Genomic DNA, 12,980 nt, shown 5'->3' with positions numbered 1-12,980 from the left:
ACTTCCGGGGAGCAGTTCATTCCCTCAGGGTTCCCCTCAAGCCCGTTGAAAGCGCAACGTGAACGTCGCGCCGACCCCCGGCTTGCCGAACGCGGCGATAGTCCCACCGTGTCCCGCGACGACTTCCTGCACCAACGCCAGCCCCAGTCCGAAGCGCCGGCCCTCGCCGTGCGCTCCGTGGGCGAACCGCTCGAAAAGGCGTTCCGCTTCGTGCTGCGGGAAGCCCGTCCCGGTGTCGCACACGCGCAGTTCGACGTGCCGGGCGTCCGGGTTGGCGAGAATCACCTCGATCGACCCGCCCGGCGGCGTGTGCCCGATCGCGTTGTCCAGCAAGGCGGACAGCACTCGCCGCAACGCGGTCGGCACGCCTGGAACGACGTCCTCCAGACCGGGTGAACGGCTCAGCCGGAGGTCCACCTGCCGGTCGTTCGCGCGGACCGATTCCGCCGCCACGGCCTGTTCCGCCAGCACCGCCAGCTGCACCGGTTCCAGATGCGGCCGCTCGGAACAGGCCTGCGCGGACAGCAGCAAATCGTCGACCACCGCGCCCAGTTCCCGGGTGCCTGAGACCAGGGTTTCCAGCTCGGCCGACCCCGCACCGCCGCGTCGGGCCAGGAGTTGCGTGCGGGTGTGCAATCGGGTCAATGGCGCCCGCAGCTCGTGGGACGCGTCGGCGACGAACGTCCGTTGCCGGCGCAGCGCCTCGCCCAACGGCCGGATCGCCCGTCCGGCCAGCAGGTACCCGCTGATCACCGAGATGATCAGCACCGCAAGCTCGGCCACCCCGAGCCCCAGGAGCAGCTGTTCCCGGTCCGAGATCAGGTAATGCTCGTTGAAGAACGCCTGCCAGACTTCGCCTTCGCGGTTCACCGTGCGGATGGTGTACGTCGCGCCGTCGAGCACGCGTTCTTCGGTCACCACGTCGCCGTCGTTCGGTACCGCGGGAATCGGCGGGAGCGCGAACGGCAGCCGCCCGGCAGGCGCGTGTCCCTGCGGCGTCACCAGGTAGGTGCATCCGGGCGGAGTCGCGGAAAGGCCGTGCCCCAAAGCGAAATCCAGCTGGCGTTCGGTCTCCGCGGCCTGCCCGCGCAGCAGCACCCAGTACGCGATCGCGCCCGCGGCGAGCACGACGATCGTGATCACCACGGCGATCTGGCCCGCGATGATCCGCCGCGCGCGCCGCAGCGCCCGCGCCTCCGGGGCGACGACGGTGGTCACACCGCCCCGATCTGGTAGCCGAGGCCGTGCACGGTCTTCACCACACCGCGGCCCAGCTTCCGCCGCAGGTAGTACACATAGGTGTCCACAATGGACTCCGCGGCGGATTCGGTGAACACTCCCGCGCGCAGCGACGCACGCGGGTGGATTGCCTTGGGCCGCTGGGCGAGCGTGCGCAACAGCTCGAACTCGCGTCCGGACAGTGTCACCCGCTCGCCGCGCGGCAGCACGACCTCGTGCCGCTGGAGGTCGAGCGCCGCCGCGCCGAGCGGGAGGGACTCGGCGTGCTCCGCGTCGCGGCGGCACAACGCGCGTACCCGGGCGAGGAGTTCGTCGGTCTCGAACGGTTTCACCAGGTAGTCGTCGGCCCCGGTGTCGAGGCCGTGCACCCGGTCGGCCAGCTCGCCCAGCGCGGACAGCACCAGCACCCGCGCGGGCACCGCCCGGCGACGCAGCTGGGCCAGCACCGAAAGGCCGTCGACCACCGGCAGCCGCCGGTCGAGAATCACCACCGCGTGCCTTCCGGTGAGCCCGAGGTGCAGGCCGCGCTGTCCGTCGTGGGCCACTTCGGTCTCGTAACCTTCTCCGGCGAGCAATTCGACGAGCATCCCGGCGAGATCGCGATCGTCCTCGACCAGGAGCACCCGGGAAGCCGCCGGGGTCTCTGCCTCATCGTGCACAGGTCCATACTCGCAGTGATCCGGCCATCCGACCCTCGACTTTCGTAGGCAATCGCTCAGCTTCGCCCGCTCAGGAGAAATTCGGGCATTTCCCCGTCCGCGTACCGGCGGGCGTCGCGTTTGTCCAGCCAGCCGAGCACCGGCGAGGTCATGATCGTGGTGACGAGCGCGACGAGCACCAGGACGGTGAACAGCGCGGGCGAAACGATTCCGGCGGACAGCCCAACGTTCAACGCCACCAATTGCATCAGTCCGCGCGCGTTCACCAGCACGCCGATCCGCAGCGCGACCGGTTGCGGTTCGCCGGTCAGCCGTGCCGCGCCCCACGAGGCGCCGAGTTTGCCGACCACCGCGACCGCGATGCAGACCAGCGCGAACAGCAGCAGCTTCGGGTCGGCGAGCAGCGCGAACCGCGTGTTCAGGCCGGAGTAGGTGAAGAACAGCGGCAGGAACACGACCCGGCCGACCGGCATGATCCGCGCGAGCACCGCGTCGGCCGCCTCGCCGCGCGGGAAAACCAGCCCGAGCACGAACGCGCCGAACACCGCGTACAGGCCGATGACGTCGGTAAACCACGCGGCGGCGAAGAGGAACATGGCGGTCACGAGCATCCGCTGGTCCACTGACACCCGCGGGTTGTCCATCACCTTCACCACGATCCGGCGGACCACCAGCCACACCAGCAGCACGAACAGCACTCCGCCGCCGATGGCCGTCGCGATCGGACCGGCCGTACCGGCGTGCATGCCGAGCACGACGGCCAGCAGGATCCAGGCGAGGACGTCGTCGAGCGCGCCGCAGGCCAGCGCCAGCGAGCCGAACCTCGTGCTGCCCAGGCCGCGTTCGGTGATGATCCGAGCCATCATCGGGAACGCGGTGATCGCGATCGCCACCGCGACGAACGCCGCCGAAACCACCGGCGACACCCCCGGTTTCAGGATCCCGGCCCAGTTCGCGCCGAGCACGCTCACCCCGACGCCGAGGGCGAGCGGCACGACCGTGCCCGCCGCGGACACTGCCGCCACGGTTCGACGGCCTTCCTTGAGCGCGCTCAGCCGGAATTCGTAGCCCGCGCCGAACATGTAGATGACCAGCCCGATCTGGCCGCCGAGGTACAGCAGCGTCCGCACCGAGTCCGGGAACAGCCATTCCTGCACGCCCGGCAGCAGGAGCCCGAGCAGCGACGGGCCCAGCAGCACGCCGGTGACCATCTCGCCGACCACCGGCGGCTGCCCGAGCCGCACGGCGAGCGCGTTCACCGCGCGGCAGGCAGCCAGGATCACCACGGCCGCCAGGAAAAACGCGGGTGCGGCTTCTACGGCACTCATCGGGTTCCTCCCTGGAAGTGTTTGGTGCACAACCGGAGCCGGCGCGCGTCGAGCACCATGTAGGTGCCGAACACCAACTGCGCGAGGCTGCGCCACACGTCTTCCCAGCGATCCCGCACCGCCAGATAGGCCAGCGCGGTCCGCGGATTTCTCCGCGATCCGCGCGGCGTGACGAAAACCGGTCCGCGATTGGGAATCGACCGGGTGTGCGCGGCGCTCGTGGCGAGAGTGAATCGGCGCAGGAATTCCCTGGTCACCACCCGCATCGTCACCGGGGCGAGGCCGCGCGCGGGACACGGCCGGTTCTGCGCGACGCCGAACGGCAAGAAATTTCTCTGCTGGTGCGCGGGGCAACCGGCCCAGCGCTCCGGGTCGAACTCGTCGGCCCGGTCCAGTCCGGCGTGGTGGAATTCCGGATAGCTGAACAGCAGCACGGTGCCGGCGTCGATGGTCCGGTCGGCCAGTTCGATGTCGCCGGTGCTGATCCGGTGCGCGATGCCGAACAGCGGGTACGTGCGGAGGCATTCGTCCAGCACGCGGTCGAAATACTCGTCGTCGTCCGGGTTTTCCGCGAGCCTCCGCTGCACCCGCGGATGTTCGGCGAGCACCATCAGCAGGTGCGCCATCGCCTCGGACATTTGCACGACCGCGGTGTTGAAGAACGTCCCTTGCAGGTAGAACACCTGCTCCTCGCGGGTGAGCCGGGACGGCAGCGGATGCGGTACGTCGTCGAGGCGGCGGCGCAGGTACGCGGTGAGCCGGGCGCGACGGCGCATGTTGCGCGGGCGCACGCACTTCAGCGCGGACACGACGTCGTCGGCATGCCCGACTATCAGGTCCCGCGCCTCCGGCGGACACGGTTCGCCGAAGACCAGCTCGTAGTACAGCTCGGCCCAGACCGGCATCATCTCGTCGCGCAGCCGGAGCAGCCGTCCCGGCCCGGTTTCGATCCGGTCGAGCACGCGCGCGGCGACCCGTTCGGTCAGCGCCTGCGATTCGGCCTTCGACTTGACCAGGATGCTCCGGGTCGTTTTGGCGACCTCGTCGTAGCGCGGGCCCGGCTCCAGATGTTCCTGGTGCACCTGGGGTCCGGGCGCGAGCCAGTACCAGAACAGGTCGGACAGTGCGGCGCCCTCACTGCGTCCGTCAGCGGCCGGATCGGCGTACACCCGGCGGAAGTCCTCGACCGGCACCGGGTAGCCCTCGTCCCCGTTGACCAGCGCGAAAATCCGGTTCCGCAACGCGACCACCCGGCCGGGCAGCCACTTCGGCGAGGTCGCGATCAGCCCGGCCGCCCCGGCGACCACGAGCCGCTTCATCGGACCAGGTCCGCGGTCAGCTCGCCGGGGGTGCGCGCCCCGCAGAGGCCGAGCGCGGTGTCCGTTTCCTCGCGCAGCCGTTCCAGCACTTCGGCGACCCCTTCCTGTCCCGCCGCGGCGAGCCCCCACAGCACCGGCCTGCCGACGCCGACCGCGTCCGCGCCGAGAGCGAGCGCCTTGACCACATCCGCGCCGCTTCGCACGCCGCCGTCGAGAAGCACCGGCACTTGACCGTCCACAACGGACACTATTTCCGGCAACGCGGCCAGGCTCGAAATTGCGCCGTCGAGTTGCCGGCCGCCGTGGTTGGACACGAAAATCCCGTCGATTCCGGCCGCCACCGCCTGCCGGGCGTCCTCCGGGTGCAGCACGCCTTTGAGCAGCAACGGCATTTTCGTGGCCGCGCGCAGCCAGCCCAGGTCTTCCCAGGTCAGATCGACGGGCATCTCGATATTCCGCACGCGACCGGTGCTGTCGCGCATGTTCTCGGCGGCCATCCCCGGAGGGAGATCGTGGAACGAGTGGCGAAATTCGCGTTCTCGCCGTCCGCGTACCGCGGAATCGACCGTTATCACCAATGCCCGCGCGCCCGCGTTCTCCGCCCGGCTGATGACCGCTTCGGTGAAATCCCGATCTGACTGCACATACAGCTGGAACCACAGTACGTCCGCGACCTTGGCGACGTCCTCGACCGCCGTCGTCGAGGCCATACTGCACACGAAGACGGTGCCCGCTTCCGCGGTTGCTTGCGCAGTCGCGAGTTCTCCGTCCGAATGCGCGAGCCGGTGGAAAGCCGTCGGGCACACCAAAATCGGCATCGACAACGGCGATCCGGCGATTTCCACCGACAGGTCGCGTTTACCGACTCCGCGCAGCGCCCGCGGCACGAGGACCCGGCGGCGGAATTCTTCTTCGTTGGCGCGCAACGTGTCTTCTCGCCCCGCGCCACCGGCGTAATAGTCGTAGTGCGCTGGTTCCATCCGTTCCCGCGCGATGGCTTCCAGCTCCGCGATAGTGCGCATGTCAGAGCTGCTTGGTGAAGAAGGCCGTCAACGCGTCCACGTGCACCGGGCGGTTCCACTCGTTTTCGAGGTTCTCGGTGACGTGGTGAGTCGCGACCAATTCGCCGCCCTGGTAATGCCGGACGATCGGGTGCAGGTAATGCCCTTCGCCGGAATCGTTCGCGACGTCCTGGCTCGCGCGGGTGACAGCGAAATCGAACGGGTCGATCTTGTCGTGGTCCGGCCCGTAGTCGAGAGTGATCACAAACGCGTCGGCGCTCTCGCCCAGCGGGGTGTCCTTGAACCGGTCGACCGGGACTTCCTCGTAATACCTGGCTCGGTCGCCGTCGACCACGAGGACGTCGGCGAGGAAGCCGAACTGCTGGTACAGCGCGGAAGTGCGGTTGATCCGGCGGATGACGGCGTCGACCAGTTCGCTGGTCTTGTTGGCCACCACCGTGTTCGGCCATTCGGTGTCGTGGTAACGCTCGTCAAGCACCTTGGAAAGCGCGCGGACGCCGTAACGGTAGCCGTGGATGAACGCGCTGGTGGCTTTCTTGAAATCGCGCACCTGGGTGATCGTCCCGGCGAAGTAGAGTCCCGGCACGTTCACCGATTCCCACGACGACGTCTGCGCCGGGAACCGGTTGTTGATCGTCATCTCCGGACGGCAGTCCTCGTCGAACATCGAGGCGTCGAAACGGAATCCGGTGGCCGCGATGACCCGGTCGTAACGGATCTCCTTCACCAGTTCATTGGCGCGGGCGAAGGCGAACTTGACGTGGTAGCCGTCGTCGTCCTTGGTGATCTCGCGGACGTCGCCGTCGAGAATCGCGTGCTGCAGTTTCAGCTGGTACATGTCGAGCACGCCCGCGTTGTACGCGCGGAGATGCCCGACGAAGTGCGTGCGCCAGGCGAGTTTGACCGGTCGCGGCCCCGCGACGTGCAGCACCGCGGCGTAGGCATTGATGCTGTCAGCCGTCTCGAAAGCGGAGTTTCCCTTGCCCAGCACGAGAACGCGCTGGTTGATGAACTGCTCCGGCTCGATGTCGTAATCGGCGTACTGGTCGACCAGTTCCATGCCGGGCACATCCGGGACGTACGGCTTGGTCACGCCGGTCGCCATGATCAGCCGCCGCGCGCTGAACGTTTCCCCGTCCGCCGCGGTGACCGTGAAGACGTCGTCCGCGCGCGAAATTCGCGTAACCTCGGTGTCGTACCGGATTTTGACGTCGTGTTTCGCCGCGTAATCGGCGGTGTAGCGCAGGAACGCTTCCGCGGGCGGGAACATCTCCGCGCTGTAGTCGGTGAAGACGAGCGGGTCCGGCCCGTCGTCGAGCAGCGAGTTCCAGTCGACCCGGAGGTTCAGCTCGGGGTCGGTCCATCCGGTGTACTTCTTGTTGACCGAGATGAGCGTGCGGTGCCGGGGAAAGCGCGTGAAGAACGCGGCGGGCACGGACCCGCGCTCCAGGACCAGGTAGCTGCGCCCGGCCCCGCCCAGCTGCCGCCCGAGCTGCAATCCCGCCGGCCCGGCTCCGACCACCAGGTAGTCCAGCACGTCCGCCATGAAACCGACCTCCCGCGTCGCCGTGATCTGACGGCGATCAGAGTGGTCGGAAGATCTCAGAAATCCCTCAGAACGTACCCGGTCTTCGGGACACCGGCAGGTGAGACGGCCGCGGCCTGTTCCTGCGAAAGTCCGTGAGGGGAACCCTGAGGGAATCAGATTCCCTCAGGGTGGCCCTCACGGACCTCGGCCTAGCGCGCGGCGGGCCCGTCGGGGCGGACGAGGGCTGCTACTTGCCGGTGACGCGCGCGAGCGCCTCCGGGTACCGCGCACCGGCGACCGCCTCGAGCGGAGCGGCCTTCTCGATGGCCGCGATGTCCTCTTCGGACAGTTCCAGCTCGGCCGCGCCGACGTTCTCTTCCAGGTACTTCCGCCGCTTCGTGCCCGGAATCGGCACGACGTCGGACCCCTTGGCCTGCACCCAGGCGAGCGCCAGCTGCCCCGCGGTGACCCCCTTGTCCGCGGCCAGCGCGCGCAGCGCCTCGACAATCGCCATGTTGCGCGCGAAGTTGTCCTCGGCGAACCGCGGCAGGCCGCGCCGCATGTCGCCCTCGGGCAGCTCCTGCACCGAGGTGACGGCACCGGTCAGGAACCCGCGCCCCAGCGGCGAGAACGGCACGATTCCGATCCCCAGCTCCCGGCAGGTGCCGAGAATTTCGTCCTCGATGCCACGCGTCCACAGCGACCACTCGCTCTGTAGCGCGGTGACCGGATGCACCGCGTGCGCCCGGCGGATCGTGTCCGCACCCGCCTCGGAGATCCCGGCGAAACGGATCTTCCCGGCCTGGACCAGCTCGGCGAGCGCGCCCCAGGTCTCCTCGATCGGGACGTTCGGGTCGACGCGATGCTGGTAGTAGAGGTCGATGTGGTCGACCCCGAGCCGCTGCAGCGATTCGTCGCAGCACTGCTTCACGTACGCGGCGTCACCGCGCGCGGTCATGCCCTGATCGGTGTGCACGATGCCGAACTTCGTCGCGAGAACCACCTGGTCGCGACGGTCCGCGATCGCCTTGCCGACGAGCTTCTCGTTCTCCCCCGCGCCGTACACGTTGGCCGTGTCGAGCAGGGTCACCCCCAGTTCCAGCGCCCGGTGCACGGTGGCGACGGACTCGCCGTCGTTGTCGCGCACGCCGTAGGCCGAGCTCATCCCCATGCAGCCGAGCCCCTGTGCCCCGACCTCCAGTGCGCCGAGCTTCCTCGTACCGATCACGCGGAAATTCCCTCCATCTCGGGCGCGACGCCGAAGGCCTTGCGCTCGATCTGCTCGTAGTTGGCGATCTTGTAGTCCAGAATGTCGAGACAACCCTGCAGTTCGGCGATCCGGTCGGCGACCGACTGCCGCTGCTCCACGAGGATCGCCTTGCGCCGTCCCGCGCTGGCCACCCCGTGCCTGCGCAGCGAGGCGTACTCGCGCATGCTCTTGATCGGCATCCCGGTGAGCCGCAGTTTCGTGAGGAAGCCGAGCCAGTTCAGGTCCTCGTCGGAGTAGGCGCGCCGCCCCGCCGAGTCTCGTGCGGGCGGTTCGAGAAGCTTGATCCGTTCGTAGTACCTGAGGGTGTCGATCGACAGGCCGCTACGTCGTGCGGCTTCCGCTATCGAGTAGCTCATGCGCTCGACAGTACGACCTGGAGTGCACTCCAGGTCAAATCTTAAAACGACGGTCACGGTCGCGTTTTATAACGTTGTTGCGTTACGCTGGGTACATGCCTCGCCCCCGTACCCATGACGAAACCCTCCGGCTGAAGCTCCTGGACCGGGCAGGCGAACTGATCTCCGCGGACGGCCCCAAGGCCCTGTCGCTGCGCAAACTGGCCGCCGACTCCGGCACGTCGACCACCGCGGTGTACTCGCTGTTCGGCAGCAAACCGGACCTGGTGAACGCGCTGTACGTCGAGGGCTTCCGCCGCTTCGGCGCCCGCCTGGCGAAAGTCCCCCTGTCCGGCGACGCAGTAGCCGACCTCGTGCGGCTGGGCATCGCGTACCGCGAAAGCGCCCTAGCCGACCCGCACCTGTACGCGATCATGTTCAGCCGCTCCGTGCCAGGCTTCGAACCCAACGCCGAGGCCGACGAGGTCGCGCAAGCCACCCTCGCCCCGCTGATGGGCGTCGTCCGCGCCGCGGTGTCGTCCGGCCAGTTCCAAGACGTCGCACCGGAACTGATCACCGTCAGCCTGTGGGGTCTCGTGCACGGCCTGGTGTCGTTGGAACTGTCCGGCCGCCTCCCGGACGGCTTCAGCGTTTCCGACGCGTACGAGAAAGCCTTGCACGCCAACGCTTCCGGCTGGCTTACCTAGCCCCGTACTGCCGATCCCCCGCATCGCCGAGCCCCGGCACGATGAACCCGGAATCGTTGAGCCGCTCGTCAATGCTCGACGTGACGACCCGAAGCGGCAGCCCAGTCTGCTCCAGGTGCGCCAACCCTTCCGGCGCGGCAAGCGCACAGATGGCGGTGACGTCAGTAGCACCACGATCGGTCAGCAGACGAATCGTGTACTCCATCGAGCCACCGGTCGCGAGCATCGGATCAAGCACCAACACCGGCCGATCCGAGAGAGACTCAGGCAGCGACTCAAGGTACGGAGTCGGCTTGAGCGTCTCCTCGTCACGAGCGAGCCCGACGAACCCCATCTGCGCGTCCGGGATCAGCTTGTGCGCCTGGTCAGCCATGCCAAGCCCCGCCCGCAACACGGGCACCAGCAACGGCGGACTGGCAAGCCGAAAAGCGTCAGTGCGCGCGACCGGAGTATGAATGCGCTCAGTACGCACCGGCGCGTCCCGCATGGCTTCATAGACGAGCATGACAGTCAACTCATGCAGCGCGGCCCGGAACGCAGCACTGTCAGTCCGAGCGTCCCGCATGGTCGAGAGACGAGCCTTGGCCAGCGGGTGATCGACTACCTGCACATCCATAGCGCACAACTTAGCCGCCCGTTTCGGACCCGCCACTCTTTCCCCCGCACCTTCGTGGGCCCCATTACGTCGTGAGGGCCACCCTCACATCCCCTGATTCCCGCAGGGTTCCCCTCACGACCATGCTCCAGAGGTNCATTACGTCGTGAGGGCCACCCTCACATCCCCTGATTCCCGCAGGGTTCCCCTCACGACCATGCTCCAGAGGTGAGGGGCCCCTTCACGGACCTGGATTCCCTCAAGGAGCCCTTCACGGCCGCCCCGCCAACCCAGCCACCGGGATGCTTCCCCAATGTGGCATTGGGTGCGTCGGATGCACCCAATGTGGCGTTCGGTGCGTCAGATGCACCCAATGCCACATTGGGGCCGCTAACCCCACCCAAACCGCAGCCGGTGCACCCAGCACCGAGGACCCCAGCCGCACCGACGCACCCAACGAGCCAGGCACCTGGCCCTTCCCCGCAGCCGATGCACCCTACGAGCGAGGCACCCAGCCCCTCCCCCAACCCCGATACGAAGCTCCCCTGCGGTTCGGGGGTGCTTGTCAAGGCATCTTTCCCGCCTTGACAAGCACCCCCGAACCGTCAGCACAATCAACCTTCGGGGTGCCCCACGCAACCAGGACGGGCCAATGTCGCCGCCAGGCGACGAGGCCCCGCCCGACTACCGAGCCTCAGCAAACCACCCCACCCACCGCCGCTGCCAAGGCGTCTCCACCGCCCGCGGATGGTGCTCCCGCCGAACCCACTCCACCGCCTCCTCAGCCCCCACCCCGCCCAACGTCACCAAACAAGCCAGCACAGTCCCAGTCCGCCCAACCCCGCCAAGACAAGCCACCTCAACCGCCTCCCCGGCAACCGCCCGGGCATGCAACCCCAGGATCTCCCGCCGAGCCCCCTCCCGATCCCGCGGCAGCAAAAAGTCCGGCCACAACACCCACCGCCGCTCCCAGTTCAGCGAAGCGTCGTACTTGGCCCGCATCCGCCGAGACCCCAAATACAACCCGAACTCCGGATCCGCCCCCTCCGGCTTCGGCTTCCCCAGCCCACGTGCCCGCAACCGAACCCCGTCCGGAAGCACGAGAGTCCCCGTCAACCCAGCATCCATCACGCCATGATGCCCTTATCCACCGTTCGATGGACCCGGCGCAGACCCGACAGGACTAGGCTTTCCCAGGTGAGTGGAGATCCAGCCATGCCGGGCCCGGACCAGATGCGCGTGTCGGACGCTGATCGGGAGCAGGTCGCGCAGGTGCTGCACCAGGCCCTGTCCGAAGGCCGGATCACGATCGACGAGCTGGAAGAGCGGCTCTCCAGCGTCTACTCCGCGAAAACGTTCGCCGACCTGAAACCGGTGACCGCCGACCTGCCGGGCAGCGCCGCGATCGCGCCCACCGCGTCGGCTTCGCTGCAGCCCGCCCCTTCGCGCGCGCTCGGGCTGCCGGACAACCGCGTCGGCGGGCATCCCGGTTCCGCCGTGTCGATCGGCGTGATGTCCGGGGCCGTGCGCAAGGGCAGCTGGGTCCTGCCGCAGCAGCACACGACCTTCGCGTTCTGGGGCGGCGCCGAAATCGACCTGCGCAGCGCCCGGTTCGCCGAGAAATCGTGCACGATCACCGCGGTCGCGATCATGGGCGGGATCGAGATCACCGTCCCGGACGACATCAACGTGAACGTCACCGGCATCGGCTTCATGGGCGCGTTCATGCTGGAGGACAAGTCCGGCGCGCCGCCTGCCCCGCCGACCGCCCCGACCGTCACGATCAACGGCCTCGGCTTCTGGGGCGGCGTCGTCGTGTACCGCAAGCCGGCCAAGGACTTGAACGCACCGCAGATCGAATCCTGAACCCGACTGCACACAGCACCGACAAAAACCGTCGCCCGCGCCGCGCGGCTGTGGACAACCGCGAGGCTGTGACCAGCTGTCCACAGATTCCGGTGAGCGCTCCGGCGCCTGCTGTCGCGCACCTACACTCAGCGGTATGACAGCTACCACCAGCCCGGCAGCGGCGCCGGAAACCCCGTCGCCGCTGACGGACGTCACTCGCGACGAAGCGAGCCTGCGGCGGTTCCTGCACGGGCTGCCCGGTGTCGACCAGGTCGGCGTCGAGCAGCGCGCGGCAGGGCTCGCGACCCGGAGCATCAAGAAGGAAGCCAAGCGGTGGGCCATCGACACCGCGGTGTCGATGGTCGACCTGACCACGCTCGAAGGAGCGGACACGCGCGGCAAGGTCCGCGGCCTCGCCGCCAAGGCGATGCGGCCGGACCCCGAGCGGCAGGACTGCCCGCGCGTCGCGGCCGTGTGCGTGTATCCGGATCTGGTGGAGACAGCCGTCGAAGCGCTCGCGGGCAGCGGCGTGCGGGTGGCGAGTGTCGCCACCGGTTTCCCGGCGGGCCGCACGAGCCGCGAGGTGAAGCTGGCCGACACCCGGCTCGCGGTCGAGGCGGGCGCGGACGAGGTCGACATGGTGATCGACCGCGGCGCATTCCTCGAGGGCCGCTATCTGGAGGTGTTCGACGAGATCCGCGCCGTGAAAGCGGCCTGCGGCTCGGCGCACCTCAAGGTGATCCTCGAAACGGGCGAGCTGGCGACGTACGACAACGTCCGCCGCGCGTCCTGGCTCGCGCTGCTGGCGGGCGGGGACTTCATCAAGACGTCCACCGGCAAGGTGTCGCCCGCCGCGACGCTGCCGGTCACGCACGTGATGCTGCAGGCGGTGCACGACTGGCACGAGCGCACCGGCGAACTGCGCGGCGTCAAGCCCGCGGGCGGGATCCGGACGACGAAGGACGCGATCAAGTACCTCGTCGCCGTGCACGAGGTCGCGGGCGAGCAGTGGCTCACGCCGGAACTGTTCCGGTTCGGCGCGTCGAGCCTGCTCAACGACCTGCTGCTGCAGCGGCGCACCCAGGTGGACGGCCACTACAGCGGCCCTGACTACGTGACGGTGGACTGAC

Annotated in this window: 13 protein-coding genes; 3 read left to right on the top strand and 10 right to left on the bottom strand. The window is 68.3% G+C overall.

Features of this window, described 5'->3' with window-relative positions:
* Positions 1-36: 36 nt before the first annotated feature.
* From EIZ45_RS32930 to EIZ45_RS32895, 8 genes are all read right to left on the bottom strand, one after another.
* On the bottom strand, positions 37-1,218 hold the full coding sequence (locus EIZ45_RS32930) for a HAMP domain-containing sensor histidine kinase (RefSeq protein WP_134667547.1): 1,182 nt from the start codon (positions 1,216-1,218) through the stop codon (positions 37-39).
* A complete protein-coding gene (locus EIZ45_RS32925) occupies positions 1,215-1,862 on the bottom strand; it encodes a response regulator transcription factor (RefSeq protein ID WP_037816092.1) in 648 nt (215 codons plus the stop codon). The genes EIZ45_RS32930 and EIZ45_RS32925 overlap by 4 nt, the downstream gene beginning before the upstream one ends.
* 92 nt (positions 1,863-1,954) lie before the next feature.
* On the bottom strand, positions 1,955-3,226 hold the full coding sequence (locus tag EIZ45_RS32920; protein WP_134667548.1) for a cation:proton antiporter: 1,272 nt from the start codon (positions 3,224-3,226) through the stop codon (positions 1,955-1,957).
* Positions 3,223-4,545: a cytochrome P450 gene (locus EIZ45_RS32915; RefSeq protein ID WP_134667549.1), complete on the bottom strand. Its 1,323-nt coding sequence runs from the start codon at positions 4,543-4,545 to the stop codon at positions 3,223-3,225. The genes EIZ45_RS32920 and EIZ45_RS32915 overlap by 4 nt, the downstream gene beginning before the upstream one ends.
* Entirely contained in the window at positions 4,542-5,567 is a 1,026-nt protein-coding gene (locus EIZ45_RS32910; RefSeq protein ID WP_134667550.1) for an alpha-hydroxy acid oxidase, read from the bottom strand. The genes EIZ45_RS32915 and EIZ45_RS32910 overlap by 4 nt, the downstream gene beginning before the upstream one ends.
* A gap of 1 nt (position 5,568) precedes the next feature.
* The gene (locus tag EIZ45_RS32905) at positions 5,569-7,113 is read right to left on the bottom strand and encodes an NAD(P)-binding domain-containing protein (RefSeq protein WP_134667551.1); all 1,545 of its coding nucleotides are present in this window, start codon (positions 7,111-7,113) and stop codon (positions 5,569-5,571) included.
* 229 nt (positions 7,114-7,342) lie between these two features.
* Positions 7,343-8,323: an aldo/keto reductase gene (locus EIZ45_RS32900; RefSeq protein WP_037816099.1), complete on the bottom strand. Its 981-nt coding sequence runs from the start codon at positions 8,321-8,323 to the stop codon at positions 7,343-7,345.
* A complete protein-coding gene (locus EIZ45_RS32895) occupies positions 8,320-8,721 on the bottom strand; it encodes a MerR family transcriptional regulator (RefSeq protein WP_009072633.1) in 402 nt (133 codons plus the stop codon). Before EIZ45_RS32895 ends, EIZ45_RS32900 begins: the two co-directional genes overlap by 4 nt.
* Positions 8,722-8,816: 95 nt before the next feature.
* Here EIZ45_RS32895 and EIZ45_RS32890 point away from each other — a divergent pair, with 95 nt between their 5' ends.
* Positions 8,817-9,407: a TetR/AcrR family transcriptional regulator gene (locus EIZ45_RS32890; protein ID WP_134667552.1), complete on the top strand. Its 591-nt coding sequence runs from the start codon at positions 8,817-8,819 to the stop codon at positions 9,405-9,407.
* Here the strand turns inward: EIZ45_RS32890 and upp are convergent.
* Positions 9,400-10,023, bottom strand: a complete 624-nt coding sequence (gene upp, locus EIZ45_RS32885; RefSeq protein ID WP_043831803.1) for a uracil phosphoribosyltransferase — start codon at positions 10,021-10,023, stop codon at positions 9,400-9,402. The two genes, EIZ45_RS32890 and upp, sit on opposite strands and share 8 nt — an antisense overlap.
* 663 nt (positions 10,024-10,686) lie before the next feature.
* Positions 10,687-11,130 (bottom strand): protein tyrosine phosphatase, encoded by a 444-nt coding sequence (locus tag EIZ45_RS47050; protein ID WP_134667553.1) that lies wholly within the window; start codon positions 11,128-11,130, stop codon positions 10,687-10,689.
* A gap of 105 nt (positions 11,131-11,235) precedes the next feature.
* Here EIZ45_RS47050 and EIZ45_RS32875 point away from each other — a divergent pair, with 105 nt between their 5' ends.
* The gene (locus tag EIZ45_RS32875; protein WP_167756620.1) at positions 11,236-11,868 is read left to right on the top strand and encodes a DUF1707 domain-containing protein; all 633 of its coding nucleotides are present in this window, start codon (positions 11,236-11,238) and stop codon (positions 11,866-11,868) included.
* A 136-nt stretch (positions 11,869-12,004) separates the two neighbouring features.
* On the top strand, positions 12,005-12,979 hold the full coding sequence (gene deoC / locus EIZ45_RS32870) for a deoxyribose-phosphate aldolase (protein WP_037816104.1): 975 nt from the start codon (positions 12,005-12,007) through the stop codon (positions 12,977-12,979).
* Position 12,980: the final 1 nt, after the last annotated feature.

It is taken from the genome of Amycolatopsis sp. CFH S0740 (assembly GCF_004522315.1).
Lineage (GTDB): Bacteria > Actinomycetota > Actinomycetes > Mycobacteriales > Pseudonocardiaceae > Amycolatopsis > Amycolatopsis nivea.
Note: the sequence above shows the minus strand (reverse complement) of the source record. Positions and strands in the feature narration are given on the sequence as shown.

Bases quoted from the DNA above. Each gene is read 5' to 3' on its own strand.
- EIZ45_RS32890 (WP_134667552.1), top strand. From the start codon at position 8,817: ATGCCTCGCCCCCGTACCCATGACGAAACCCTCCGGCTGAAGCTCCTG.
- EIZ45_RS32910 (WP_134667550.1), bottom strand. From the start codon at position 5,567: ATGCGCACTATCGCGGAGCTGGAAGCCATCGCGCGGGAACGGATGGAA.
- EIZ45_RS32895 (WP_009072633.1), bottom strand. From the start codon at position 8,721: ATGAGCTACTCGATAGCGGAAGCCGCACGACGTAGCGGCCTGTCGATC.
- deoC (WP_037816104.1), top strand. From the start codon at position 12,005: ATGACAGCTACCACCAGCCCGGCAGCGGCGCCGGAAACCCCGTCGCCG.
- EIZ45_RS32920 (WP_134667548.1), bottom strand. From the start codon at position 3,226: ATGAGTGCCGTAGAAGCCGCACCCGCGTTTTTCCTGGCGGCCGTGGTG.
- EIZ45_RS32905 (WP_134667551.1), bottom strand. From the start codon at position 7,113: ATGGCGGACGTGCTGGACTACCTGGTGGTCGGAGCCGGGCCGGCGGGA.
- EIZ45_RS32915 (WP_134667549.1), bottom strand. From the start codon at position 4,545: ATGAAGCGGCTCGTGGTCGCCGGGGCGGCCGGGCTGATCGCGACCTCG.
- EIZ45_RS47050 (WP_134667553.1), bottom strand. From the start codon at position 11,130: ATGGATGCTGGGTTGACGGGGACTCTCGTGCTTCCGGACGGGGTTCGG.
- upp (WP_043831803.1), bottom strand. From the start codon at position 10,023: ATGGATGTGCAGGTAGTCGATCACCCGCTGGCCAAGGCTCGTCTCTCG.
- EIZ45_RS32875 (WP_167756620.1), top strand. From the start codon at position 11,236: ATGCGCGTGTCGGACGCTGATCGGGAGCAGGTCGCGCAGGTGCTGCAC.